21 protein-coding genes are annotated in these 24539 nt (G+C 74.4%); 7 read left to right on the top strand and 14 right to left on the bottom strand.

Features of this window, described 5'->3' with window-relative positions:
- Positions 1-153 precede the first annotated feature (153 nt).
- The 5 genes from trpS to pdxR all read right to left on the bottom strand — a co-directional run bounded on the left by trpS (position 154) and on the right by pdxR (position 6497).
- Entirely contained in the window at positions 154-1167 is a 1014-nt protein-coding gene (trpS, locus tag ACZ56B_RS22320; RefSeq protein ID WP_468793342.1) for a tryptophan--tRNA ligase, read from the bottom strand.
- Between the two features lie 538 nt (positions 1168-1705).
- Complete coding sequence (locus tag ACZ56B_RS22315; RefSeq protein ID WP_468793339.1) at positions 1706-3154, bottom strand: glycine hydroxymethyltransferase; 1449 nt, start codon at positions 3152-3154, stop codon at positions 1706-1708.
- 222 nt (positions 3155-3376) lie between these two features.
- The gene (locus ACZ56B_RS22310) at positions 3377-4561 is read right to left on the bottom strand and encodes a glutathionylspermidine synthase family protein (RefSeq protein WP_468793336.1); all 1185 of its coding nucleotides are present in this window, start codon (positions 4559-4561) and stop codon (positions 3377-3379) included.
- A gap of 34 nt (positions 4562-4595) precedes the next feature.
- Entirely contained in the window at positions 4596-4934 is a 339-nt protein-coding gene (locus tag ACZ56B_RS22305; RefSeq protein WP_468793333.1) for a hypothetical protein, read from the bottom strand.
- Between the two features lie 177 nt (positions 4935-5111).
- Entirely contained in the window at positions 5112-6497 is a 1386-nt protein-coding gene (gene pdxR, locus ACZ56B_RS22300; RefSeq protein WP_468793330.1) for a MocR-like pyridoxine biosynthesis transcription factor PdxR, read from the bottom strand.
- Positions 6498-6543: 46 nt separating this feature from the next.
- On the opposite strand from pdxR, the gene ACZ56B_RS22295 reads away from it, so the two are divergent.
- The 3 genes from ACZ56B_RS22295 to ACZ56B_RS22285 are packed head-to-tail and all read left to right on the top strand — an operon-like array spanning position 6544 to position 8242.
- Positions 6544-7050: a carboxymuconolactone decarboxylase family protein gene (locus tag ACZ56B_RS22295; RefSeq protein WP_468793325.1), complete on the top strand. Its 507-nt coding sequence runs from the start codon at positions 6544-6546 to the stop codon at positions 7048-7050.
- Entirely contained in the window at positions 7047-7523 is a 477-nt protein-coding gene (locus tag ACZ56B_RS22290) for a carboxymuconolactone decarboxylase family protein (protein WP_468793320.1), read from the top strand. Before ACZ56B_RS22295 ends, ACZ56B_RS22290 begins: the two co-directional genes overlap by 4 nt.
- Complete coding sequence (locus ACZ56B_RS22285; RefSeq protein WP_468793505.1) at positions 7520-8242, top strand: isocitrate lyase/PEP mutase family protein; 723 nt, start codon at positions 7520-7522, stop codon at positions 8240-8242. Before ACZ56B_RS22290 ends, ACZ56B_RS22285 begins: the two co-directional genes overlap by 4 nt.
- Positions 8243-8245: 3 nt before the next feature.
- Here the strand turns inward: ACZ56B_RS22285 and ACZ56B_RS22280 are convergent, their stop codons facing one another.
- The 9 genes from ACZ56B_RS22280 to ACZ56B_RS22240 form a co-directional block, all read right to left on the bottom strand.
- Positions 8246-9202 carry an ABC transporter substrate-binding protein gene (locus tag ACZ56B_RS22280; protein ID WP_468793317.1) on the bottom strand — a complete coding sequence of 319 codons (957 nt, stop codon included), beginning with the start codon at positions 9200-9202 and terminating at the stop codon, positions 8246-8248.
- Position 9203: 1 nt separating this feature from the next.
- A complete protein-coding gene (locus ACZ56B_RS22275) occupies positions 9204-11153 on the bottom strand; it encodes an ABC transporter permease (RefSeq protein WP_468793314.1) in 1950 nt (649 codons plus the stop codon).
- Complete coding sequence (locus ACZ56B_RS22270; RefSeq protein ID WP_468793309.1) at positions 11153-12289, bottom strand: betaine/proline/choline family ABC transporter ATP-binding protein; 1137 nt, start codon at positions 12287-12289, stop codon at positions 11153-11155. The genes ACZ56B_RS22275 and ACZ56B_RS22270 overlap by 1 nt, the downstream gene beginning before the upstream one ends.
- Positions 12286-13824, bottom strand: a complete 1539-nt coding sequence (locus ACZ56B_RS22265) for a GMC family oxidoreductase (protein ID WP_468793306.1) — start codon at positions 13822-13824, stop codon at positions 12286-12288. Before ACZ56B_RS22265 ends, ACZ56B_RS22270 begins: the two co-directional genes overlap by 4 nt.
- Positions 13825-14066: 242 nt before the next feature.
- Positions 14067-15587, bottom strand: a complete 1521-nt coding sequence (locus ACZ56B_RS22260; protein ID WP_468793301.1) for an aldehyde dehydrogenase family protein — start codon at positions 15585-15587, stop codon at positions 14067-14069.
- A 397-nt stretch (positions 15588-15984) separates the two neighbouring features.
- Positions 15985-16974 carry a malate dehydrogenase gene (locus ACZ56B_RS22255; protein ID WP_468793298.1) on the bottom strand — a complete coding sequence of 330 codons (990 nt, stop codon included), beginning with the start codon at positions 16972-16974 and terminating at the stop codon, positions 15985-15987.
- Between the two features lie 547 nt (positions 16975-17521).
- Positions 17522-18646: a helix-turn-helix domain-containing protein gene (locus ACZ56B_RS22250; RefSeq protein ID WP_468793294.1), complete on the bottom strand. Its 1125-nt coding sequence runs from the start codon at positions 18644-18646 to the stop codon at positions 17522-17524.
- A gap of 447 nt (positions 18647-19093) precedes the next feature.
- Positions 19094-19612 (bottom strand): DUF3017 domain-containing protein, encoded by a 519-nt coding sequence (locus ACZ56B_RS22245; protein ID WP_468793290.1) that lies wholly within the window; start codon positions 19610-19612, stop codon positions 19094-19096.
- On the bottom strand, positions 19602-20456 hold the full coding sequence (locus tag ACZ56B_RS22240) for a bifunctional methylenetetrahydrofolate dehydrogenase/methenyltetrahydrofolate cyclohydrolase (protein WP_468793262.1): 855 nt from the start codon (positions 20454-20456) through the stop codon (positions 19602-19604). The genes ACZ56B_RS22245 and ACZ56B_RS22240 overlap by 11 nt, the downstream gene beginning before the upstream one ends.
- Before the next feature lie 295 nt (positions 20457-20751).
- Here ACZ56B_RS22240 and ACZ56B_RS22235 point away from each other — a divergent pair, with 295 nt between their 5' ends.
- The 4 genes from ACZ56B_RS22235 to ACZ56B_RS22220 all read left to right on the top strand — a co-directional run bounded on the left by ACZ56B_RS22235 (position 20752) and on the right by ACZ56B_RS22220 (position 24438).
- On the top strand, positions 20752-21339 hold the full coding sequence (locus tag ACZ56B_RS22235) for a hypothetical protein (RefSeq protein WP_468793257.1): 588 nt from the start codon (positions 20752-20754) through the stop codon (positions 21337-21339).
- 227 nt (positions 21340-21566) lie between these two features.
- Positions 21567-22316, top strand: a complete 750-nt coding sequence (locus tag ACZ56B_RS22230; RefSeq protein WP_468793253.1) for an FHA domain-containing protein — start codon at positions 21567-21569, stop codon at positions 22314-22316.
- A complete protein-coding gene (locus ACZ56B_RS22225; protein ID WP_468793249.1) occupies positions 22313-23869 on the top strand; it encodes a serine/threonine protein kinase in 1557 nt (518 codons plus the stop codon). The genes ACZ56B_RS22230 and ACZ56B_RS22225 overlap by 4 nt, the downstream gene beginning before the upstream one ends.
- Before the next feature lie 83 nt (positions 23870-23952).
- Positions 23953-24438, top strand: a complete 486-nt coding sequence (locus tag ACZ56B_RS22220; RefSeq protein ID WP_468793246.1) for a hypothetical protein — start codon at positions 23953-23955, stop codon at positions 24436-24438.
- The last annotated feature ends 101 nt before the right edge of the window (positions 24439-24539 follow it).

Here is a 24539-nt window from a genome sequence, read left to right as displayed (position 1 = left end):
CGGTGGCTCCGGTGAGCACCGGGTGACCGCCCGGACGGTCACCCGGTTATCGACTGTACGACCACGACCCGGGCGCGGGCAGGCGCAACCGGAGTGATGTGCAGCGCTGTGCGGTGGTACGGACCGGCGCCGGGGCCGCTCCGGTGCGCCGGCTCAGTGCTTGGCGGGCAGGAAGCCGACCCGGTCGTACGCCTGGGCGAGGGTCTCCGCGGCGACGGCGCGCGCCTTCTCCGCGCCCTTGGCCAGCAGCGAGTCGAGCGTCTCGGGGTCGTCCAGGTACTGCCGGGTGCGCTCCCTGAACGGGGTCACGAACTCGACCATGATCTCGGCGAGGTCCGTCTTGAGCGCGCCGTAGCCCTTGCCGGCGTACCGCTCCTCCAGTTCGGTGACGCCCGCCCCGGTGAGGGTCGAGTAGATCGTGAGGAGGTTGCTCACCCCGGGCTTGTTCTCGACGTCGTAGCGGATCACGGTGTCGGTGTCGGTGACCGCGCTCTTGACCTTCTTCGCCGTGGTCCTCGGCTCGTCGAGGAGGTTGATGAGGCCCTTGGGCGTGGACGCCGACTTGCTCATCTTGACCGTCGGGTCCTGGAGGTCGTAGATCTTCGCCGTCTCCTTGAGGATGTACGCCTTCGGGAGGGTGAAGGTCCGGCCGAACCGGCCGTTGAAGCGCTCGGCGAGGTCGCGGGTGAGTTCGATGTGCTGGCGCTGGTCCTCGCCGACCGGCACCTCGTCGGCCTGGTACAGCAGGATGTCGGCCACCTGGAGGACCGGGTACGTGAACAGGCCGACGGAGGTGCGGTCCGCGCCGTGCCGGGCCGACTTGTCCTTGAACTGGGTCATGCGGGAGGCCTCGCCGAAGCCGGTGAGGCAGTTCATGACCCAGGCGAGCTGGGCGTGCTCGGGGACGTGGCTCTGGACGAAGAGCGTGCAGCGGTCCGGGTCGAGTCCGGCGGCCAGCAGCTGGGCGGCGGCCAGACGGGTGTTGGCGCGCAGTTCCTCGGGGTCCTGCGGAATCGTGATCGCGTGCAGGTCGACGACCATGTAGAACGCGTCGTGGGTCTCCTGCAGGTCCACCCACTGGCGGACGGCGCCGAGGTAGTTGCCGAGGTGGAAGGAGCCTGCGGTGGGCTGGATTCCGGAGAGCACGCGGGGTCGGTCAGAGGCCATGTGCCCCATTCTCTCAGGTCCCGCGGCCGGGTCGGGAACGGACCGGGAACAGGGGGAGACCGCACCGTCCCCGGCGGTGCGACGCGGGCGTGGGGACGCGGGAGGGCGGCCGCACCGTCGGCGGGGCCGCGGTGACCGCACGGGTGCGCGCCGGGGAGCCGGAGGCGTGCGCGGGGCCGGTGCGGGCCCGCGCGGGCACCGCGCACGGGCGGTGTGCCGGAGGTGACGGGCGGCCCGTGGGCGGGCCGGGCGAGAGTCCGGCCGGCCGGCCGGGCGGGGGCCCGGACGCGCGGCGGGAGGGGCGGTGCCCGGCGCCGGCGACGGGCACCGGTCCCGGCTGGTGGCGGCGCCACCGGGGGCGCCCGGAGCGGCCCCGGCCCTGGTGCCGCGTCCGTGCGTGACGCGGTCGCCGCCGGTCCGCCGCGGGGAGGACCGGGAGGAGCCGGGACCGCGGCGGGAGCCGCCGGACGCCCGGCCGCGGCGCGCGGCGGCCCGGCACGTGGCCGGACCGCCGCGGGACGCGTCGGGGAGGGGCGCCTCAGCCGAGGTCGATCTCCGGGTAGAGCGGGAAGCCGGCGACCAGGTCGGTGGCGCGGCGGGAGATCTCGTCGGCGACCTTCGCGTCGAGGACGTGGGCCGCCTTGGAGGGGGCGCCCGACTTGGTGGTGCCGGGCTCCGCGGTGGTGAGGACGCGGTCGATGAGACCGGCGACCTCGTCCATCTCCGCGGTGCCCAGGCCGCGCGTGGTCAGCGCGGGGGTGCCGACGCGGATGCCGGAGGTGTACCAGGCGCCGTTGGGGTCGGCCGGGATGGCGTTGCGGTTGGTGACGATGCCCGACTCGAGCAGGGCGGCCTCGGCCTGGCGGCCGGTGAGGCCGTAGGAGGTGGCGACGTCGATCAGGTTGAGGTGGTTGTCGGTGCCGCCGGTGACCAGGGTGGCACCGCGGCGCATCAGGCCCTCGGCGAGAGCGCGGGAGTTGTCGACGATGCGCCGGGCGTAGTCGCGGAAGGACTCCTGGCGGGCCTCGGCCAGGGCGACCGCCTTGGCGGCCATGACGTGCGGGAGCGGGCCGCCGAGGACCATCGGACAGCCGCGGTCGACCTGGTCCTTGAGGGAGTCGTCGCACAGGACCATGCCGCCGCGCGGGCCGCGCAGCGACTTGTGGGTGGTGGTGGTGACGATCTGGGCGTGCGGGACCGGGTCGAAGTCGCCGGTCAGGACCTTGCCGGCGACCAGGCCCGCGAAGTGGGCCATGTCGACCATGAGCGTGGCGCCGACCTCGTCGGCGATCTCGCGCATGATCCGGAAGTTCACCAGACGGGGGTAGGCGGAGTAGCCGGCGACGAGGATCAGCGGCTTGAACGCGCGGGCCTGGGCGCGCAGGGCGTCGTAGTCGATGAGGCCGGTGGCCGGGTCGGTGCCGTAGGAGCGCTGGTCGAACATCTTGCCGGAGATGTTCGGGCGGAAGCCGTGGGTGAGGTGGCCGCCGGCGTCCAGGGACATGCCGAGCATGCGCTGGTTGCCGAAGGCCTGCCGCAGCTCGGCCCAGTCGGCGTCGGAGAGCTCGTTGATCTGGCGGACGCCGGTCTTCTCGAGGAAGGGGGCCTCCACGCGGTCGGCGAGCACGGCCCAGAAGGCGACGAGGTTGGCGTCGATGCCGGAGTGCGGCTGGACGTAGGCGTGGCGGGCGCCGAACAGCTCCCTGGCGTGTTCGGCGGCGAGCGACTCGACGGTGTCGACGTTGCGGCAGCCGGCGTAGAAGCGGCGGCCGACGGTGCCCTCGGCGTACTTGTCGCTGAGCCAGTTGCCCATCGCCAGGAGGGTCGCCGGGGAGGCGTAGTTCTCGGAGGCGATCAGCTTGAGCATCTCGCGCTGGTCGGCGACCTCCTGGCCGATGGCGTCGGCGACGCGCGGCTCGACGGCGCGGATCACGTCGAGGGCGGAGCGGAAGGCGGTGGAAGCGGTGGAGAGGGGCTCGGCTGACACGGGGGACCTCCGGACGTGGCGTCGGCGTTCACGGTGCGGCCCAGGCGCACGGCACTCGGTGCTGGGCGGTGCCCAGGGGCCGCTCCCCGATGGTCGGTCCCATCCCAGCGCGCCAGTCACGGCCCGCGGGCCAGCCTACCGGGAGCGGCCGGGGGAGGTTCCGGGCGTCCACCATGTGGGTCGTCCCGGGCCGCCCGCCGGGGCCGGGGCCCGCCCCCGGCGTCAGAGGATCACATGGGGCAGGAAGCGGGCGTACCCGTCGGTCACCAGGCCGGAGGACTCGCGGATGCCGAGGCCGGCGGACTCGTCCCCGACGACCCAGGCGCCCAGGACGACGTGGTTGCCGTCGAAGGCGGGCAGGGGGGCGAGCTGCTGGTAGCAGCAGGGTTCGTCGCGGACGACGGGGGCGGCGCCGGCCTCGTGGACGGTCACGCCGGCGCCCTCGCGGCCCAGCAGGGGCTTGGCGACGTAGCCGGTGGTGCCGGCCAGGTCGCGGGGGCCGTCGAGGTGGGCGGGGAGGAGGTTGGGGTGACCCGGGTGGAGCTCCCAGAGGATCGCCAGCAGGGCCTTGTTGCTGAGCAGCATCTTCCAGGCGGGTTCGATCCACAGGGTGCTTCCGGTGCCGCCGCCGTTGTCGAGGGTGTCGAGGACGTGGCCGGCGAAGCGGTCGGTGGTGAGCCATTCCCAGGGGTAGAGCTTGAAGATGCTGCGGATGAACCGCAGCCCGTTGTCGACGAAGCGGCCGGAGAGGCGGTCCCAGCCGATCTCCTCCATGGAGATCCAGTCGGTGTCGAGGCCGGCCTGCTCGGCGGTCTCCTTGAGGTAGGCGACGGTCATCAGGTCCTCGCCGCTCTCGTCGTCGGAGGAGTGGGCGAAGTACAGGGGGCTGCCCGGCGGGAGGAGGGCGGCCTGCTTCCGCCAGGCGTCGACGAGGCGTTCGTGCAGGGAGTTCCACTGGTCGGCGCCGGGGAAGCGTTCCTCCATCCAGAACCACTGGGGCGAGGCGGCCTCCACGAGGGAGGTCGGGGTGTCGGCGTTGTACTCCAGGAGCTTCGCGGGGCCGGTGCCGTCGTAGTGGAGGTCGAAGCGGCCGTAGACGGAGGGGAGTTCGGCGCGCCGGTGCCAGGCGTCGGCGACCGCGCGGGCGACGCGCGGGTCGGTGATGCCCAGGTCGGCGAAGCGGCCGGCGGTGACGATGTGGTCGGCGGCCGCGAGGCACATGCGGTGCAGTTCCTCGACGGTCTCCTCCAGCGCCTCGACCTCCTCCAGGGTGAAGACGTAGTGGGCGCTCTCGTCCCAGTAGGGGCGCAGGGAGCCGTCGGGGTGGCGGGTGAGGGGGTAGATGAGCCCCTGCTCCTCGACGGTCCGCTGCCAGCCGGGCCGGGGGTCGATGGTGCGGCGTTCCACGGGCCTGTTCCTCCTCCAGCGGTCGGCGGGGCGCTCAGCCGCCGCCGCTGCCGGAGCCCGAGCAGCCGAAGCCGCCCCGGTCGACGGCCTCGCTGCGGCTGAAGGTGCCGTTGTCGGCGTACCCGCGGCTGACCTCGGCGTCGTAGTACCAGTCGGCGTCGGCGGTGCCGGCCTTGCGGCCCTTGCCGGAGGAACCGGAGGTCTTGCAGTTCTTGTCGGCGACGACCTTGTAGCCGTGGGGGTAGGCGTAGCTGTTCCGGTCCACGCAGCGCCGGTCCGGGTCCGACCCGCACGCGGACAGGGCCGCCGCGAGGACCCCCATGCCGCCCAGCACCACCGTGCTGGACCGCAGCCGTCGTCGAGTCCGGGCCATGTCCTTCACTCCCCCGTGTGCTTCCGGTGTCCTCGCCGGGCGTTCCGCTCCCCGGCTCGCGGCGGACAGCCTAGGGACCGGCCGGACGGCGCGTACAGGAGCCCCCCGCCCGCGGGCCCTCCCCCGCCGTCGTTCGGCGGTGTTTGGCACCGGATGCGCCTTTGGTCCGGCCGTCGGTCAGGGCAGTGCCCGGCACAGTGCCTCCAGCGTGCCCGCCCAGGCGTGGTCCGGCGGGGTCGCGTAGCCGACGACCAGGGCGTCCTCGCGGGCGACCGCGGCGGCGGGGTGGCGGTAGCGGGAGAGGCCGTGCACGGCGAGGCCCTGCCAGGCGGCCGCGCGGACCACCGACGGCTCGGTGCCCGGCGGGAGTTCGAGGACCGCGTGCAGCCCCGCCGCGATGCCGGTGACCCGTACGCCGGGGGCCCGGGCCGCGAGCGCCTCGACCAGGGCGTCGCGACGGCGCCGGTAGCGCAGGCGGGCGGCGCGGACGTGACGGTCGTAGGCGCCGGAGGCGAGGAACTCGGCGAGGGCGAGCTGGTCGAGGACGCCGACGGACCGGCCGCCGCCGTGCGCGACGGCCTCCGGCACCAGCGACGGCGGGAGGACCATCCAGCCGAGGCGCAGTCCGGGGGCGAGGGACTTGCTGGCCGTGCCGAGGTACACCACGTGGTCGGGGTCGAGGCCCTGGAGCGCGCCGACGGCCTGGCGGTCGTAGCGGAACTCGCCGTCGTAGTCGTCCTCCAGGACCAGTCCGCCCGTGCGGCGCGCCCAGTCGACCGCCGCGGCGCGGCGGTCGGGGGCCAGGGCGCCGCCCAGCGGGAACTGGTGCGCCGGGTTGAGCAGCACCGCGTCGGCGTCGCCGGGGGGCCGCGCGCACGTGCCGAGGCCGTCGAAGGGGAGCGGGACGGTGCGCAGCCCGGTGCGTTCGGCCAGGTCCCAGTGGACGTCCAGGCCGTAGGGCTCCACGGCCAGCGTGCGGGCGCCGCGGGCGCGCAGGACCGCGCACAGCAGCTGGAGGCCGTGGGCGAACCCGCAGCAGACGACGAGGCGTTCGGGGTCGGCGCGCACGCCCCGGGCGCGCGCCAGGTAGTCCGCGAGCGCCGTGCGCAGCTCGGGCCGGCCGCGCGGGTCGCCGTAGCCGAAGGCGTCGTTGGGGGCGGCGGCCAGGGCGCGGCGGGTGGCCTTGAGCCAGGCGGCGCGGGGGAAGGAGGCGAGGTCGGGAGTGCCCGGGAGGAGGTCGTAGCGGGGCCGGCCGGGGTCCCGTCGCGGGGCGGCGGGGCGGGCCGGCGGCCGGGGCACCGCGCGGTCGGCGACCCGGGTGCCGGAGCCCTGCCGTGCGGTGAGCCAGCCCTCGGCGACCAGGTCGGCGTAGGCGTCGGCGACGGTGTTGCGGGCGATGCCCAGGTCGGCGGCGAGGGAGCGGGAGGAGGGCAGCCGGGTCCCCGGGGTGAGCCGTCCGGTGCGGACGGCCTCGCGCAGGGCGTCGGTCAGACCGCGGCGCAGGCCCGGGCCGGTCGGTTCGAGGTGCAGGTCGATGCCCAAAGTGGCCCGGTGTTCCGCCATGGGAATGGACCATACAACCGGGCTGCTTCGTCCCTAGGGTCGTGGCATGACGACCGACGACACCACGACGGCCCCCGTGCACGCCGCCGAGCCCGTGCCCCGGATGGACTGGGCCGCGCTGGCTCCCGACGTGTTCAAGGCGATGCTCCGGCTCGACGCGGCGGCCGGGCGCGGACTCGACGCCGGGCTGCGCGAGCTGGTGAGGATCCGCGCCTCGCAGCTCAACCGCTGCGCCTTCTGCCTGGACCTGCACACCAGGGACGCGCTCGCGGCGGGCGAGAGCGTCGAGCGGATCGTGCAGCTGAGCGCCTGGGAGGAGTCCCGGCACTTCTACACGGAGAAGGAGCTGGCGGCGCTGGAGCTGACGGACGCCGTGACCGTCCTCACCGACGGTTTCGTGCCGGACGAGGTGTACGAGAGGGCGGCCGGGCACTTCGAGGAGGCGGAACTGGCCCAGCTGATCGCCGCCATCGCGGTGATCAACGCGTGGAACCGGTTCGGCGTGACCACGCGCCGGGTGCCGGGGCACCACCGGCCGGAGCGGCACGCGTGACGGCCCGGACGACACACCTCGACGACGGGGTGCGCGCCGCCCTCCTGGCGCTGAGCGCCACCGCCGGGAAGGGGCTGGGCGATCCCGCGCTCGCCGAGCTGGTCCAGATCCGCGCCTCGCAGCTCAACCGGTGCGCGTTCTGCCTGGACCTGCACCTCGCGATCGCCCGGGAGCAGGGGGTGGACGAACGGCAGCTCGGTCTGCTGGCCGCCTGGCAGGAGGCCGGGGACGTCTTCGACGAGCGGGAGCGGGCCGCGCTGGCGCTGACCGAGGCGGTCACGGTGCTGACCGGGAGCGCCTCCCGGGCCTTCGGCCCCGGGGGAGGCTCCGTGCCGGACGAGGTGTACGAGAGGGCCGCGAAGCACTTCGACGACGTCCGGCTGGCCCACCTGATCGCGCTGGTCACCGTCGTCAACGGCTGGAACCGGCTGATGGTCGCCCGGCGGATCCCCCCGGGGAGCGCCGCGTGGTGAGCGGGGCGGACGCCTTCCGCGCGCTGCACCGCCGCCGCGCGCCGGGCGATCCCCTGGTCCTGCCCGGCCCGTGGGACGCGGCGAGCGCCCGGGTGTTCGCCGAGGCCGGGTTCCCGGCCCTCGCGACGCCCAGCGCCGGGGTGGCGGCCTCGCTCGGGTACGAGGACGGCGGGACGCCCGCGGACGAGATGTTCGCGGCGGTCGCGCGGATCGCCCGGGCGGTGGAGGTCCCGGTGTCGGCGGACGTGGAGGCGGGGTACGGGCTCGCGCCGGGGGAGCTGGTGGAGCGGCTGCTGGAGACGGGCGCCGTGGGCTGCAACCTCGAGGACTCCGTGGACGGTGTCCTCAAGGACCCGCACGAGCACGCCGCGTGGCTGGCCGGGGTGCGGGCCGCCGCGGGCGGCCGGCTCTTCGTCAACGCCCGTGTGGACACCTTCGTCCGCGGGGTCGCCGATCCCGGACAGGCCCTCTTCCGGGCCCGGTTGTACGTCGAGGCCGGCGCCGACTGCGTGTATCCGATCGGCGCCCCGGTGGAGGTGCTGCCCCTGCTGCGGGCCGGGATCGAGGGGCCCCTCAACGTGCTCGCGCGGCTGGACGGCGAGGGCCCCTCGCCCACCGCGCTCGGTGAACTCGGGGCCACGCGCGTCACGTTCGGGCCGGGACTGCAGCGCCGTGCCGTGCGGGCGCTGCGCGACGTCGCGGCCGGTCTCGCGGGGTGAGGGTCAGGGCAGCCACTCCTTCCAGACGGACTCGTGGCCGCCCACCCACTTCTCCGCCGCCTCCTCGGGGGACAGCTTCTGGTCGGCGATCATCAGGGAGACCTCGTTCTGGTCCTCGGTCGTCCAGGTGAACCGCTTCAGGAAGTCCGCCGCCTCGCCGCCGTTGCGCGCGAAGTCCGCGTTGAGGTACTTCTGCAGCGGGGTGTGCGGGTAGGCGCAGGCGACCTCCTCCGGTTCGGCGTCGCAGCCCTCCTCGTACGGGGGCAGCTCCACCTCGGTCATCGGCACCTTCTCGAACAGCCACTGGGGGGTGTACCAGTAGGTGAGGAAGGGCTTCCTCCCCTTGGCGAACTGCTGGATCTGGGTGATCTGCGCGGCCTCGGAGCCGGCGAAGACCACCTTGAAGTCCAGCTCCAGGTTCTTCACCAGCGCCTTGTCATTGGTGACGTAGGACGGCGAGCCGTCCATCAGCTGGCCCTTGCCGCCGCTCTCCGGGGTGCGGAACCGGTCGGCGTACTTGTTGAGGTTCCTCCAGTCCTTGATGTCGGGGTGCTGCTCGGCGAAGTACGTCGGCACGAACCAGCCGATGTGTCCGGTGACGCCGAGGTCGCCGCCGTTCACGATCGTCTTCTTGTCCTCGACGTAGCGCCGTTCCTGCTCGGGGTGGCCCCAGTCCTCCAGGATGGCGTCGACCCGGCCCTGGCTGAGCGCGTCCCACGCGGGCACCTCGTCGATCTGGACGGTGTCGACGCGGTAGCCGAGCTCGTGCTCCAGCAGGTACCGGGCGACGGCCACGTTGGCCTGGGCGCCCACCCAGGACTGCACGGACAGGGTGACCGTCTTCGCCCCCCGGGCGTTCGCGAAGGGGGACGCCTGCCGGGTCATGTCGGCGGCACCGCAGCCGGTGAGCAGGGCGAGCGCGAGGACTCCGGCCGCGGCGGAGGTCGTACGGCGTCGCATGTCACGCTCCCTTCGTCGCGCGGCGTCCGGTGGGCTGGGTCACCCTGTCGAGCATCAGGCCCAGGCAGACGATCGCGGCCCCGGCGACCAGTCCGGTCGCCAGGTCGCCCTGGGCGAGGCCGAGGACGACGTCGTAGCCGAGCGCGCCGCCGCCGACCAGGCCGCCGATGATGACGACGGCGAGCACCAGGACGACGCCCTGGTTGACGGCGAGCAGCAGGGCCGGCCGGGCCAGCGGGAGCTGGACCTGGCGCAGCTGCTGGGCGCCGGTCGCGCCGAGCGAGCGGGCCGACTCCAGGGCGGCCGGGTCGACCTGGCGCAGGCCCTGGGCGGTGATGCGGACGACGGCCGGCAGCGCGTAGACGACCGCGGCGGCGACGGCCGGGGCGCGGCCGACGCCGAACAGGGCGACGACCGGAATGAGGTACACGAACTGCGGCATCGTCTGGAACACGTCCAGGACCGGCCGCAGCAGCCGTTCGAAGCGGTCGCTGCGGGCGGCCGCGATCCCGGTCGCGATGCCGGTGACGAGGGTGACGGCGACGGCCGCGAGGACCTGCGCGAGCGTGTCCAGCGACGGCCGCCACACGCCGAGCACCCCGATCGCGGCCATGGCGAGGACGGCGGTGAGCGCGGTGCGCCAGGTGCCGATCAGCCAGGCCGGGGCGGCGACCGCGAGCAGCACCGCCCACCAGGGCAGCCCCTGCAGGCCGTCGCGGAGCGGGTCGAGCACCCAGGTGGTGAAGCGGCCCGCCCAGTCCGCGGTGCCGCCGACGACGGGGACGCCCGAGTACAGGTGGGCGGTCATCCAGTCGACGGCGCGGTTGACCGGCTCGGCGATGCCGACGACCCGTCCGTCGGGCCACTGCAGCGCGCCGGCCAAGCGCCCGGCGACCGCCACGGCCGCGGCGCCGGCCAGGGCGCACAGCCACAGCGCGCGGGCGTGCGGCGCGGGCTCCTGGCCGAGCCGGGCGCCGGCCGCGCCGGTCACCCGGTCCAGGACGACGGCGAGCAGCACGATCGGGATGCCGGCGGCGAGCGCGGCGCCCACGTCGACCGAGGCCAGCGCCTGGTAGACGCGGTCGCCGAGGCCGCCGGCGCCGATCACGGAGGCGATGACGGCCATGGACAGCGCCATCATGATCGTCTGGTTGAGGCCGAGCAGGAGCTCCTTGCGGGCCAGCGGAAGACGGGCGGTCAGCAGGCGCTGGCGGGCGGTGGCGCCGAGCGACTCGACCGCCTCCAGCACCTCCGGATCGGCGCCGCGCAGACCGAGCGCGGTGAGGCGGGCCATGGGCGGCGCGGCGTAGACGACGGTGGCCAGCACGGCCGCCGGGACGCCGATGCCGAAGACCAGGACGACCGGCAGGAGGTAGGCGAAGGCCGGGAGCACCTGCATGGTGTCCAGGACCGGGCGCAGCGCGCGGTGCGTCCGGTCGGACAGCCCGGCGGCGAGCCCGAGCAGCCCGCCGACGGCGACCGACGCGGTCACCGCGACGACCATCAGGGCGAGCGTCTGCATGGTCGGCACCCACATGCCGAGCAGCCCGCAGGCGAGGAGGGCGGCGGCGGTCCCGAGGGCGAGCCGGACGCCCGCGACCCGCCAGGCGACGAGCGCGGCGAGGGCGGTCGTCCCCGCCCAGCCGACGGCGAGGAGGGCGAGGTAGACGGCGCGTACGGCGATGACGACGACGTTGCTGACGTGGCCGAGGAAGTACAGGAAGAGGGGGTGGGAGTCCCGGTGGTCGATGATCCAGTCGCTCGCCCGGTCCAGCGGCCCGGAGAGGTCGACGGTCAGCGCCTCCGGCCAGCCGCCGCTCGCCCAGCGGGCGGCGGCGAGCGGGACGAGGACCGCGGCCACGAGGGCCAGCGCGAGGAGCTTGCGCAGGGCCGGACGGGCCGGGGCGCCCGGCGACGGGGCCTTCCGGGCCGGTGCCGTGATCGTCGCCATCACACCGGCTCCTCGCCGCCGGCCGTGAGGGCGGCCGGCGCGCGGCGCCCGGCCGGTGCCTGCCCGGCACCGGCCGCGCCCGGGCCGGTCACGCCCGCCACCACGCCCAGCAGGGCCGCCGAGTCGACCACGCCCAGGCAGCGGCCCCCGTCCAGGACGCGGGCCGGGCCGCCCGCGCGGGCGACGGCCTCGATGGCCTCCGACACCGTGGCGTCGGGCCGCACCGCCGGGCCGCTGCCGGCCTCCTCGGCACTGACGGCGGGGCGCATGGCCGTGCGGACGGTCACGACCTGCTCGCGCGGGACGTCCCGGACGAAGGCGCGGACGTAGTCGTCGGCGGGCGCGCCCACGATCTCCTCGGGGGTGCCGAGCTGGACCACGCGGCCGTCGCGCATCAGGGCGATGCGGTCGCCCAGCTTCAGCGCCTCGCCGAGGTCGTGGGTGATGAAGACCATCGTGCGGCCCTCCTCGCGGTGCAGCCGGACCACCTCCTCCTGCATGTCGCGCCGGACGATCGGGTCGAGCGCGCTGAACGGCTCGTCGAACAGCAGCACCTCGGGGTCGGCGACCAGCGCGCGGGCCAGTCCCACGCGCTGCCGCTGGCCGCCGGAGAGCTGCGCGGGCCTGCGCTGCTCCAGGCCCTCCAGGCCGACCTTGGCGACGGCCTCGGCGGCCCGCGCACGGCGCTCCGCCCTGCCGACGCCCTGGATCTGGAGGCCGTAGGCCACGTTGTCGAGGACGGTGCGGTGCGGCAGCAGGCCGAAGTGCTGGAAGACCATGGCGGCACGGTGGCGGCGCAGTGCGCGCAGCCGTGCCCGGTCCATGGCGCGGACGTCCTCGCCGTCGATGGCGATGGTGCCCGCGGTCGGCTCGATCAGCCGGGTCAGGCAGCGCACCAGGGTGGACTTGCCGGAGCCGGACAGTCCCATGACGACGAAGACCTCGCCCCTGCGGACGTCGAAGCCCACGTCCCGGACGGCGGCCGTGCAGCCGGTGCGGGCGCGCAGCTCGGCCGGGCCGAGGGCGGCGAGCTGCGGGTCGCCGGGGACGCGGTGGGCCTTCGGTCCGAAGACCTTCCACAGGCCGTCGACGGAGAAGACGGGGGTATGGTCCGCGGTGTCGGTGGCGGTGCTCACCGGGCATCGCCCCCGATCAGGTCGGCGGCCCGCTCGCCGACCATCAGCACCCCGATCATCGGGTTCACGGCGGTCATGGTCGGGAAGACGGAGGCGTCGGCGATCCGGATGCCCTCCAGGCCCCTGATCCGCAGCTCGGGGTCGACCACGGCGTCCCCGTCGTCCGCGGCGCCCATCCGGCAGGTGCCCGCCGGGTGGTAGACGGTGTGGGCGGCCTTGCGGGCGTACTCGCTCAGCTCCTCGTCGCCGGTGACGTCCGGGCCGGGGCACACCTCGCGCTTGAGCCAGCCGGCCAGCGGCTCGGTCCTCGCGATCTCCCGGGCGATCCGGATGCCGTCGACGAGGGTGCGGCCGTCGTAGTCGTCCTCGTCGGTGAAGTAGCGGAAGTCCAGGGCGGGCTTGACCTCGGGGTCGGCGCTGGTGAGGTAGAGCCGGCCGCGGGACTTGGGCTTGGGGATGTTCGGGGTCATGGAGACGCCGAACTCCGGCCGCTCGTAGCCCAGTCGCTCCGGGTTGTCGGTGAACGGGATCTGGTAGAAGTGGAACATCAGGTCGGGGCCCGCGTGTTCGGGGTCGCGGCGCACGAACAGGCCGGCGTCGGAGTCCATCGCGGAGTTGTCCGGGATGGGGCCGTTCGTCTCCCAGACGATCACCGACTCGGGGTGGTCGAGCAGGTTCTCGCCGACGCCGGGCAGGTCGTGCGCCACGGGTATGCCGAGCGCCTCCAGGTCGGCCCTCGGGCCGATGCCGGAGTGCAGCAGCAGCCGGGGCGAGTCGACGGCCCCGGCGCAGAGGACGACCTCGCGGCGGGCCTTGACCAGGATCTCCTCGCCGTCCTTGGCGCGGACGTGGACGCCCTCGGCGCGGGTGCCGTTCAGCTCCAGCCGGTACGCCCAGGTCTCCAGCAGGATCGTGAGGTTGGGGCGCTCGTCCATCACCGGGTGCAGGTAGGCCACCGACGCCGAGGAGCGCTTGTTGTCCTCCGGGTGGTAGGCCAGGTCGAAGAAGCCGACGCCCTCGTGGAACGGCTTCCTGTTGAAGCCCTCCACGCGGGGCACGCCGAGCGCGGCCTGGGCGGCGTCGACGAAGTCGCGGGCGATGGCGTTGCGGTCCTTCTCGTCGACCGGGACGATGTTGTTCTCGAGCCGGGCGTAGTACGCCTCCATCTGCACCGCGCCCCAGCCCTCGGCGCCGGCCGCCTCCCACTCGTCCCAGTCGGACGGCAGCGGCTTGAACGCGATGAGCGTGTTGTGCGAGGAGCAGCCGCCGAGGACGCGGGCCCGGCTGTGCCGGATGTGCGAGTTGCCGCGCGGCTGCTCGACGGTGGGGTAGTCGTAGTCGAGTTCGCCGCCGAGCAGGCCCATCCAGCGGCGCAGGGTGAGCACGTCGTCGCGGCCGACGTCGGTGGGGCCGCCCTCGATGACGGCGACGGTGACGTCCGGGTTCTCGGTCAGCCGGGAGGCGATGACGGAACCGGCGGTTCCACCGCCGATGACGACGTAGTCGTATTCCTGTTCACGGGTGTGGTCGGACATGACAGGGGTACTCCTCCGGAACTCGGGACGGGTGGACGGGTGGTGACGCCGGATGCGCTCGGGACGGCGTTCCGGCCGGCGTGGGGACGGCGATGCGGGGCGCGGCGGTCCGCGGGCGCGGGAAGGTGCCGGTCCGCGGGCGCGGGAAGGTGCCCGGTCGCGCCCCGTCGCGTCACCCCGCGCGCCGTGCGGGCGTCACGGGGGCGTCCTCGCGCCCGTGACGCCGCGGCGCCGGTCGCGGCTCAGCCGGCGAACCAGCGCACCGGCTTCGGCGCCAGGTTCTGGTAGACGTGCTTGGTCTCGCGGTACTCGGCGAGACCGGCCGGGCCGAGTTCGCGGCCCACTCCGCTCTTGCCGAAACCGCCCCACTCCGCCTGCGGGAGGTAGGGGTGGAAGTCGTTGATCCACACGGTGCCGTGGCGCAGCCGTCCGGCCACGCGGCGGGCGCGGCCCGCGTCGGCGGTCCAGACGGCGCCGGCCAGCCCGTACTCGGTGTCGTTGGCGAGGGCGACGGCCTCGTCCTCGGTGCGGAAGGTCTCGACGGTGAGCACCGGGCCGAAGACCTCCTCGCGCACCACGCGCATCTCGCGGTGGCAGCGGTCGAGGACGGTCGGCTCGTAGAAGTAACCGGCCGCGGGACGCGCGGCGGACGGCTCGGGCCGCTTGCCGCCGCAGCGCAGCACCGCGCCCTCGGCGAGCGCGGACTCGACGTACGCCTCGACCTTCGCGCGCTGCTGCTCGGAGACCAGCGGTCCGCACTCGACGCCCTCCTCGGTGCCCCGGCCGAGCCTGATCCGCTCGGCGCGGCGGGCGAGTTCGGCGACGAAGCGGTCCCGGACCGACTCCTCGACGATGAGCCGGGCACCGGCCGAGCAGACCTGGCCGCTGTGGATGAAGGCCGCGTTCAGGGCCTGGTCGACGGCGGTGTCGAAGCCCTCCTCGGTGGCGCAGGCGTCGGCGAAGACGACGTTGGGGTTCTTGCCGCCGAGTTCGAGGGCGACCTTCTTCACTCCCGGGGCGGCGGCCTGGGCGACCTTGACGCCGCTGGCCAGCCCGCCGGTGAAGGAGACCAGGTCGACGTCGGGGTGCTCGGCGAGCCGGGCGCCGACCGTGTGGCCCGGCCCGGTGACGATGTTGGCGACCCCGGCCGGCAGCCCCGCCTCGACGAGCAGCTCGACGAGCGCGACGGTGGTCATCGGGGTGATCTCGCTGGGCTTGACGACGAAGGTGTTGCCGGCCGCCAGAGCCGGGGCGATCTTCCAACTGGCCTGGAGCAGCGGGTAGTTCCAGGGCGTGATCATCGCGCACACGCCGACCGGCTCGTGCACGACGACGCTGTGGACGTCGGGCGAGCCCGCGTCGACGACCCGGCCGGGCGCCTCGGCGGCGACCAGGTCGGCGAAGTGGCGGAAGGCGTCGGCGACGCAGTCGATGTCGACGCGCCCCTCCTCGACGGTCTTGCCCGCGTCCCGGCTCTCCAGCAGGCCGAGCTCCTCCCGGTCCCGCACGAGCAGGTCGGCGACGCGGCGCAGCAGCGCGGCCCGCTCGGCGACGGGGGTGCGCGGCCACGGGCCCTCGTCGAAGGCCTGCCGGGCGGCGGCCACCGCCAGGTCGGCGTCCTTCTCGTCGCCCTCGGCGACCACGGCGAACGGCAGGGCGTCCGCGGGGTCGAGGACCTCGCGCGTGGCCCCCGAGACGGCCGCTCGCCATGCACCCCCCGCGTGGATGGTGTCGCGCGCCCGGAGTTCCGTACTGTCCGCCATGATCCCTTACTGACCTTCCGTTCTGTGCCGCGTCCCCGGGGCGCACGGGTGCCGCCCAGGGGACCGGGTGCACCTGCCCCTGCCCCGCGGATCCATGCGCGGGACCGGCCGAAAGTGCGCCGTCTCACGGATAGCGAGGGCGAAAGGGTGCGAATCCCCCGCCCCGTGAGCGCTCCGTCACCGGGGGCGTGCGGCGGGGAACGCCGGCCGGGGGCCCGGCCGGTTCCCGCGCCGGCGCCCGTGCCGCAGGGGGTGCGCGGCGGACGGAAGCGGCCGGGGGCCGCCCGCACCGTGCGCGCTCGTCCTCGCGGCCGTCCGCCCCACCAAGCGGTGATCCCCGGCCCGCGTGGGCGGGCCGGGGATCACCGGGGGAACGGGGTGCGTCGAACGGGGCGCGTCAGATGAGGCCGAGACCGCGGACCGCCTCGCGCTCCTCCTCGAGCTCCTTGACGGAGGCGTCGATGCGGGCGCGGGAGAAGTCGTTGATCTCCAGGCCCCGGACGATCTCGTACGTGCCGTCCTTGACGGTGACCGGGAAGGAGGAGATCAGGCCCTCGGGGACGCCGTAGGAGCCGTCCGACGGGATGCCCATGGAGACCCAGTCGCCCTCCGGGGTGCCGTTGACCCAGGAGTGGACGTGGTCCACGGCGGCGTTGGCGGCGGAGGCGGCCGACGAGGCGCCGCGGGCCTCGATGATCGCGGCACCGCGCTTGGCGACGGTCGGGATGAAGTCCTCGGCCAGCCACTTCTCGTCGTTCACGACCTCGGCGGCGTTCTTGCCGGCGACGGTGGCGTGGAAGATGTCCGGGTACTGGGTGGCGGAGTGGTTGCCCCAGATCGTCAGCTTCTTGATCTCGGAGACGGGGACGCCGGTCTTCTTCGACAGCTGGGTCAGCGCGCGGTTGTGGTCCAGGCGGGTCATGGCGGTGAACCGCTCGGCGGGGACGTCCGGCGCGGCGGCCTGGGCGATCAGCGCGTTGGTGTTGGCCGGGTTGCCGACGACCAGGACGCGGATGTCGTCCGCGGCGTGGGCGTTGATGGCCTGGCCCTGCGGCTTGAAGATGCCGCCGTTGGCCTCCAGCAGGTCACCGCGCTCCATGCCCTTGGTGCGCGGGCGGGCGCCGACGAGGAGGGCGACGTTGGCGCCGTCGAAGGCCACGTTCGGGTCGTCCGTGATGTCGATGCCCCGCAGGAGCGGGAACGCGCAGTCGTCCAGCTCCATGGCCGTGCCCTCGGCGGCCTTGAGCGCCGGGGTGATCTCCAGCAGGCGCAGCCTGACCGGTACGTCCGCGCCGAGCAGCTGGCCGGAGGCGATGCGGAAGAGCAGGGCGTAACCGATCTGGCCGGCCGCGCCGGTGACGGTGACGTTCACGGGAGTGCGGGTCATGGCGTTCTCCGTATGACAGCTGGCGGTGGGGCGGTCCCTGCCCCGGGGTGCGGGATCCCCGCGGCCGGTTCGCGGTGACCGGTCGCCGGAACGGGTTGGTCCGGCGCCGTCCGCCGCGATGATCGATCACGGATGGGAATGATCGATCTCTTGGCGTCAAGAGAGATCCAGCGGTCAGGCTATCGCGGCATCCGCGATCACGGAGGGCAGGGCTCTCTGTGGCCCATCCCACAGAGCGGCCCCCTCCGGTACGCGGTACGGACGCGAAAAGGCGGCCGCCCGTCCGGGAGAGGTGGGGGACGGGTCGGCCGCCGTCGGGGGCCGACCGTGCCGGACTCCCGTGGGGGTACGGTGCGCGTGCCCGGCTTTCGCCGGGCCATGCGGGCCCGTCACACATTCCCCACATATCTCCCGGAGAACTCCGCGAGGAGGCGGGAAGCACCCCCCGACCGGGTGAAGGGGGCGAGCCTTCGGTCCGTCCGGCCGCTCCGCACGGCTCCCGTCCCGCGCGGCCCTCACCCGTACGGCGTCGGCCCCGCGCGGCCCCTCACCCCGTGCAGCCTTCCTCGCCGGAGGCGAGCACCGTACAGGCCTTCGCCTGCGCCGCGTCCTCGACCGCCACCATCGCGGTGTACGCGACCGCGTCACCGGCCTCGGTGACGGTGTCGCTCTGCCGCGCCCCGCCCGCGGTGATCTCGACCTTGTCGCCCTGCGCGGCCTGGGTGATGCGGCCCCAGGCGGCGCCGCAGACCTCGCTGTAGCGGACCTCCACGGTGGTGGTGCCGACGGTCGCGGTCCCGGCGGTGGTCACGAGGTCGCCGCTGCACCCCATGCTCTCCGCGTCCTTGCCCGCGCAGCCGTCGCCGCTGCACTTCACGCCGGGGGGCAGGTTCGCGTCGGTGGTGGCGGTGGGCGACGGGGACGCGGCGGCCTCGTTCTTCCCGTCGCCCTCGGTCCCGGTGACGTAGAGCGCGGCGGCGATCACCACCAGCACTCCCACGGCGCCGACGACGAACCTCGCCGTGCGCCGCTTGCCCCCGGCACCGCCGGAGCGGCCGCGGTCGGCCGTGCCCCGGGGCGGCGCGCCGTGCGCTCCCGGCGTCCCGCCGTACCCGGCGGGCGGTGCGGCCACGGCCCCGGCGCCGCGGCCCGGCTGCGGCGCCCCGGCGCGTCCGTCGACGCCCCACGAGTTCACCGCGGAGGCGTCGGGGGCGTCGGCGGCGGTCGGCTGCGGCGGCACGCCCGGGGAGACACCGGCCGGCCCCGCGACCCCCGGACGGACGGCGGCACCGCCCTTGCGGCTCCTGCCGCCCGGGCCCGCCGGCGGGCCGGCGAGCTCGCTGAGCGCGGCGCGCGCCTGCGAGATCCGGATCGCCTCCATCGTCATGTCGTGCCGCATCTCCGAGCGGCTCCAGGCACGCTCGGCGAGCTCCCACATGGTGGTCAGGTGCACCGGGTTGGTCCCGGTGACCTCGGCCAGGGCCACGATCGCGCGCTTGGGCGCGAGCAGCCGGCCGTTCAGGTAGCGCTCCCAGGACGTCTTGCTGTAACCCGTGCTGTCGGCGACCGAGGCGACGCTCAGGCCGCTGCGGTCCACCACCCGCCTGAGCTGGCTCGTGAACTCCCTGATCTGCGGATCGAGTTCATCCGGCAAGGCCTTCCAACGAGGCATTGCTTCCCCCCTCTTCCCCCGGGTTCGTGCTGGTGTTTCCCTCGCGCATGGTGCCCTCCGCCGAGCCCCGCTCCGGCTACCCACAGGGATGCCGCCGGGCAGGGGCTCAGTTCCCGAGGTGGGGGCGCACGAGAGCATCGGGCCAGGGGCGCACGCCGTCGCGCGCCCGCTCGTACTCGCTCGCGGACCAGTGTCCCACCGGCCGCCCCCGCGACCGAACGGAACCCCGCACAAACCCGGCCGGGCCCTCCGCCTCGCGCAGGGGGAGGTCCTGGAGTGGTCAGGGGGTTCCGGAGCGCGTAGCGGAATGGTCACTTCCGTGCCACAGCGGCCGGACAGCCGTTGAACAGGCGCTTCGCCGTGCAGGAAGGTTGTTCCCGGCGGCGGCCCGCCCTCTCACGGGGGTGAGGACGGGCCGCCGCACGCGGCACTGCGCTCCGCGGGCCGCTACCCGCTGACCGTGAAGTGCAGCGTGTCCTTCAGGAACGGGATCTCCAGCCACGGCTTGGGCTGCACCATCAGCGCCAGCAGCACGATCGCCAGGCCCAGCACGCCGTACGTGACGATGTCCGTGAAGCGGGAGCGCACCGCGAGCATCCCGACGTGCGGCACCAGCCACCGCAGCACGGCCCCGGTCAGCAGCGCCGCGCCGATCAGCAGCGCGCCGAACCGGAACAGGTCGAGCGCGGTCAGCAGCAGCCCCAGTCCGACCGTGAGCAGCACGGCGAGGATCGGCCACTGGCGGGCGGGCGCGGGGGCGTCGCGGGGAGCTGCCCGGCCACCGCCCTCCGGGCGGGCGGTGTCCCGGGTGAACAGCGGGAACCGGCGGGTGGCACGACGCGGCCGGCCCTCGGCGTCCGGCGCGCTGACCGGATCGCGGACGGTGATCTCCTCACCGGTCCCCTCGTCCCGCCCGGCCGCGTCCGGGGCGTCCCGGCCGTCGCGGGCGCCGTGCTCAGCCGACACTGCGCTCCGCCGCCTCGACCACGTTGACCAGCAACTGGGCCCGCGTCATCGGACCGACGCCGCCGGGGTTGGGGGCGACCCAGCCGGCCACCTCGGCCACACCCGGGTGGACGTCGCCCACGATCCTGCCCTCGGCGCTGCGGGAGACGCCGACGTCGAGGACGGCCGCGCCGGGCTTGACGTCCTCCGGGCGGATCAGGTGGGCCGAACCGGCGGCGGCCACGATGATGTCCGCGCGCCTGAGGTGGGCCGACAGGTCGCGGGTGCCGGTGTGGCACTGGGTCACGGTGGCGTTCTCGCTGCGCCGGGTCAGCAGCAGCGGCATCGGACGGCCGATGGTCACGCCGCGGCCGACGACCACGACCTCGGCGCCCTTGGTCTCCACCCCGTAGCGGCGCAGCAGGGTCAGGATGCCGTTGGGGGTGCAGGGCAGGGGGGCCGGTTCGTTGAGGACGAGGCGGCCGAGGTTCATCGGGTGCAGGCCGTCGGCGTCCTTGTCCGGGTCCATCAGTTCGAGGATGCGGTTCTCGTCGATGCCCCTGGGGAGGGGCAGCTGGACGATGTAACCGGTGCAGGAGGGGTCCTCGTTCAGCTCGCGGACGACCGCCTCGATCTCCTCCTGCGTGGCCGTGCCCGGCAGCTCGCGCTGGATGGAGGAGATGCCGACCTGGGCGCAGTCGCGGTGCTTCCCGGCGACGTACTTCTGGCTGCCGGGGTCCTCCCCGACGAGGATCGTGCCGAGGCCGGGCGTGACGCCCTTCTCCTTCAGCGCCGCCACGCGGGCGGTCAGATCGGACTTGATCTCGGCTGCGGTGGCCTTGCCATCGAGAATCTGGGCGGTCATGGCCCCATCCTCGCGGATGACCGGCCCCGGGTTCCAATCCGCCCGCACGGCGGACGGCCGCGACGCCCCGGTCCCGCCCCGAACACGGATCACCCGTTTCCGGTCAAGATCAGTGATGTTGCACTTGCACAACACATACGGGATGCGACTGGACAAGAAAGAGGCCGGTCAAGAACGATGAGTCGCACAGTGCCGCAGGCAGAACCGGGGGGACGGACAGCACCTGTAGAAATTCCTCCGCGCCGTGCCTCGCATCGTCCCCGCACGCGTTGATGACAACGGAGGAAGAACCGCCATGAGTTTCGGCGACCCGAACAACCCCTACGGCGCCCCGCAGGGCCAGCAGCCCGGTTACGGCTACCCGCAGCAGCCCGGCCAGCCCGGCTACGGCTACCCCGCGGCCCCGCCGCTCCAGCCCTACGGCCACCCCGGCGCGCCGGCGGTCATGCCCGGCGGCGTCAAGGCCGCGCGCGTGATGCTGTTCGTGCTCGGCGGCTTCCAGGTGCTCGGCGGCCTGCTGATGATGATCGCCAGCGCCTGGTTCGCGGACCAGTTCGAAGACATCGTCTCCTCCGACCCGACCATCTCCGCGGAGGACGCGGACGCCGCCGCGAGCATCGGCGCGGGCGTCATGATCTTCATCGGGCTGATCGTGCTGGGGTTCGCGTTCTGGGCGATCTTCACGGCTGCCAAGTTCGCCACGGGCCGCGGCGGCATACGCATCTCCGCGATCATCTACGGTTCGCTGGTCACGCTGTTCAGCGTGATCAGCCTGCTCGGCGCCAACGTGTTCGCGTTGGTCAGCCTGGTGCTCGGCATCCTGATCATCGTGTTCTGCGCCAACAAGAACGGCGGACTCTGGTTCAACCGGCCGAAGTACTGAAACCCCTCCCGGTTCGCACGCCTTCCCCGCCGAACGCGCCACAGGGCCGTGTCCCACCCGAACGAGGGGGACACGGCCCTGGTGCGTCCCCCGCCCGCACGGGCACCGGACCGCGCCTTTCCCGCCAAACACGCCGCGGGGCCGTGTCCCACCCGAACGGGGGAGACACGGCCCCGGCGCGTCGCCCTACCCTGGCCGAGTAGCCGTCAGGCACGGGGGGATGCGCCTTGTACAGCCTCATCGTCGTACCTCCGCCGACCGCGGAGAAGGACCCGGACCACCGCGCCCACTTCCGTCTCGCCCCCGGCGAGCGCCTCGCCTTCGGCCGCTCCGCGCACGGCAACGACCTGCGCATCGAGCACGGGGGCGTCTCCCGCAGGGCCGGTGAGATCACCGCCCAGGGCGCCTTCTGGCTGCTGAGCAACCTCAGCCGGGAGCAGACGTACGTCGTGGAGAACCCGGAGGGCGCGGGCGAGCACATCAAGGTCGGGCCGGGGCGGCTGGACGCGCCGGTGCCGTTCGAGTTCTCGCGGATCGTGCTGCCGGCCTCCGGCGAGCTGCTGCCGCTGGAGGTCTGGGCCCCGTGCCACGACCACGTGCGCCTCGACGGCGATCCCGACGGCGCCGCCACCGCGCCCGCCTTCTCCCTGGACCGCGCCACGCGCTACTTCGCGGTGCTGGCCGCCCTGTGCGAACCCCGGCTGCGCGGCGCCCCGCACGCCCCGCTGCCCACGGTCGAGCAGGTCGTGGAGCGGCTGCGGCCGGCCTGGCCCGCCGCGTCCCGCACCTCGGTGCAGTGGAACATCGACTACCTCGCCGTGAAGCTGCGCCTCAAACAGGACCCCGGGACCGCGGACCCGGGACCGCGGCTGAACGGCAAGAAGGAGTCGCTGGTCTCCCTGGCGCTCCGCTTCGACCTGGTCCGCGAGGACGACCTGGCGGTCCTGGGGGCACCGCCGCGTCAGGGGGTCCGGTGACCGAGGCCTACGCCGTGCCGGTCCCCAAGGGATACCGGGTGGGCGAGTGGGAGGTGCGCGAGCCGATCGCGACCGGCGCCTTCGGCAGCGTGTACGCCGGCCGGCGCACCGGGGGCGGGGAGGACCTGCCGCGGACCGCCGCCCTGAAGTTCCTGCCCACCGGCACGAACACGCCCCGCCGACTGAACCACCTGCGCGAACTGGTCGAGCGGGAGGTCGACGTGCTGCGCCGGCTCAGACGGCCGCGGCTGATCCGGATGTACGAGACGCTCACCGTCGACGACCCCGGCCGCCCGGACCTGGACGGCGCCACCGTGCTCGTGCTGGAGAGGGCGGAGGGCTCCCTGTCCGCCCTGCTCGCCGACTCGCCCCGGCCCGAGTCGGGCCCCGGGCTGCTCCTCCAGGTCTGCGAGGGGCTGGCCCAGCTGCACCGGGCGGGCTGGGTGCACGGGGACCTGAAACCGGCCAACGTGCTGCTGATGGCGGACGGTTCGGTCCGCCTCGCCGACTTCAACACGGCCGCCGAGCTCGAGGGCACCCACGCCTACACGTCCGCCTTCTCCACCCCCGACTACACCCCGCCCGAGCTGCTGTGGTCCGAGATCGGTGAACGGGGCCGCCGGATCCGCCCGTCCGCCGACGTGTGGGCCTTCGGCGTGCTCGCCCACCTCGTCCTCACCGGTTCCTTCCCGCTGCCCGGCGCCACCCCGACGGTCCGCCGCGACGCGGCCGCCGCCTACGCGTCCGGCACCGACGGGCTGCGGCTCTCCCCCGCACTGCCGGACGCCTGGCGGGACGTCGTGCGGGCCTGCCTGACCCGGACCCACGAGGACCGCGTCGACGGGGAGGCGCTGCTGCGGCGGGTGCGGGCGGCGGCCGGCACGGGACGTCCGTTCCGGCTGCCCCGGCTGCCGCCCGCCCGCCGCCGCTCGCGGCGGGCCGTCGTCGCCTCGACCGCCGCCGCCACCGCCGCCGCGGCCGCCCTCGGGTACGGCATCGACACCTGGGCCGCGTCCGACCGCGGCGGCCGGGACGCGGGGGGAACCGCGAACGCCGGCGCCGCCTCGTACGGCGCCGGCGAACTCCGCACCGACCGGGGCGTACCGCCCGCCTACCGGCTGCTGATCGTGGAGACGGCGCACGACTGCGGGCGCGAGGGCGTCACCCCGGCACTGATCGCCGCCATGCTGAAGGTGGAGAGCGACTTCGACCCCGACCTCGCCGACCCGGTCAAGGACGAGTACGGCATCGCCCGCTGGACGCCGAGCGTGCTGCGCTGGTGGATGAACGAGGACGGCACGCCCGGCGAGACCGTCCCCGAACCGCCGTTCCCGCCCGCCGAGTCCGTCCCCGCCATGGGCCGTTACCTCTGCTGGATCGCGCCGCGCCTGCACGCGGACCTCCCGGACGACCGCCGGGTGCTGCTCGCCGCCGCCTACCGGACGTCGTACCGGAGAGTGAACGACGCGGGCGGTGTTCCCCCGAAGTACCGCTCCTACGCCGACCGCGTCGCCCACTACCTCGAGGAGTACACCCCGCCGGGCCGGACCTGACCCTGGGAGGTGCGAGGTACCGCGCGGCGCCCGCCCCCGGCACGGTGTGAGCACACCGCCTCGGCGGTACCACCACGACGTTCATGGGGGAAACAGTGAACACGCTCAAGTCCGCCGCGCTGCTCGTCGCGGCCTCGGCCCTCGTCGCCGGAACCACGGTCGCGGCCTCCGCCGCCCCCGACCCGGACGGCACCAGGGTCACCTCCCTCCAGGAGACGGCCGACCGGGTGCTGGCCGGCAGCCCGAAGGTCCTGGAGGCGTCCGCCGACGCGGTCCGGTACGACGGCCTGACCGTCACCGCCGCACCCCGGGGCGAGGTCTCCGCCAAGGCTCTGGCCTGCGGTTACGGGCACCTGTGCATGGTCGTCAACGGCACCAAGTTCGACTTCTACAAGTGCCAGACCTGGAAGCTGACCAACTGGACCGGAGACGGTCCGTTCACCAACAACCAGACGCCGGGCACGGTGGCCCGGTTCTACAACAAGGACGGCAGCGTCCGCTGGACGTCCACGGCCTACCAGGCGGGAACGGCGACCTGGGACCCGATCTGGTCCCTGCGCCCCTGCTGAGGCGGCGGGGGGGGGGGGGGGGGGGGGGGGGGGGGGGGGGGGGGGGGGGGGGGGGGGGGGGGGGGGGGGGGAGGGGGGGGGGGGGGGGGGGGGGGGGGGGG

This window comes from Streptomyces sp. NPDC034670 (assembly GCF_055574875.1).
Note: the sequence above shows the minus strand (reverse complement) of the source record. Positions and strands in the feature narration are given on the sequence as shown.

What these genes read in the sequence shown, in the direction of transcription:
- trpS (WP_468793342.1), bottom strand. Translation starts at nt 1,167, where the DNA reads ATGGCCTCTGACCGACCCCGCGTGCTCTCCGGAATCCAGCCCACCGCA.
- ACZ56B_RS22305 (WP_468793333.1), bottom strand. Translation starts at nt 4,934, where the DNA reads ATGGCCCGGACTCGACGACGGCTGCGGTCCAGCACGGTGGTGCTGGGC.
- pdxR (WP_468793330.1), bottom strand. Translation starts at nt 6,497, where the DNA reads ATGGCGGAACACCGGGCCACTTTGGGCATCGACCTGCACCTCGAACCG.
- ACZ56B_RS22295 (WP_468793325.1), top strand. Translation starts at nt 6,544, where the DNA reads ATGACGACCGACGACACCACGACGGCCCCCGTGCACGCCGCCGAGCCC.
- ACZ56B_RS22280 (WP_468793317.1), bottom strand. Translation starts at nt 9,202, where the DNA reads ATGCGACGCCGTACGACCTCCGCCGCGGCCGGAGTCCTCGCGCTCGCC.
- ACZ56B_RS22275 (WP_468793314.1), bottom strand. Translation starts at nt 11,153, where the DNA reads ATGGCGACGATCACGGCACCGGCCCGGAAGGCCCCGTCGCCGGGCGCC.
- ACZ56B_RS22265 (WP_468793306.1), bottom strand. Translation starts at nt 13,824, where the DNA reads ATGTCCGACCACACCCGTGAACAGGAATACGACTACGTCGTCATCGGC.
- ACZ56B_RS22260 (WP_468793301.1), bottom strand. Translation starts at nt 15,587, where the DNA reads ATGGCGGACAGTACGGAACTCCGGGCGCGCGACACCATCCACGCGGGG.
- ACZ56B_RS22255 (WP_468793298.1), bottom strand. Translation starts at nt 16,974, where the DNA reads ATGACCCGCACTCCCGTGAACGTCACCGTCACCGGCGCGGCCGGCCAG.
- ACZ56B_RS22250 (WP_468793294.1), bottom strand. Translation starts at nt 18,646, where the DNA reads ATGCCTCGTTGGAAGGCCTTGCCGGATGAACTCGATCCGCAGATCAGG.
- ACZ56B_RS22240 (WP_468793262.1), bottom strand. Translation starts at nt 20,456, where the DNA reads ATGACCGCCCAGATTCTCGATGGCAAGGCCACCGCAGCCGAGATCAAG.
- ACZ56B_RS22235 (WP_468793257.1), top strand. Translation starts at nt 20,752, where the DNA reads ATGAGTTTCGGCGACCCGAACAACCCCTACGGCGCCCCGCAGGGCCAG.
- ACZ56B_RS22220 (WP_468793246.1), top strand. Translation starts at nt 23,953, where the DNA reads ATGGGGGAAACAGTGAACACGCTCAAGTCCGCCGCGCTGCTCGTCGCG.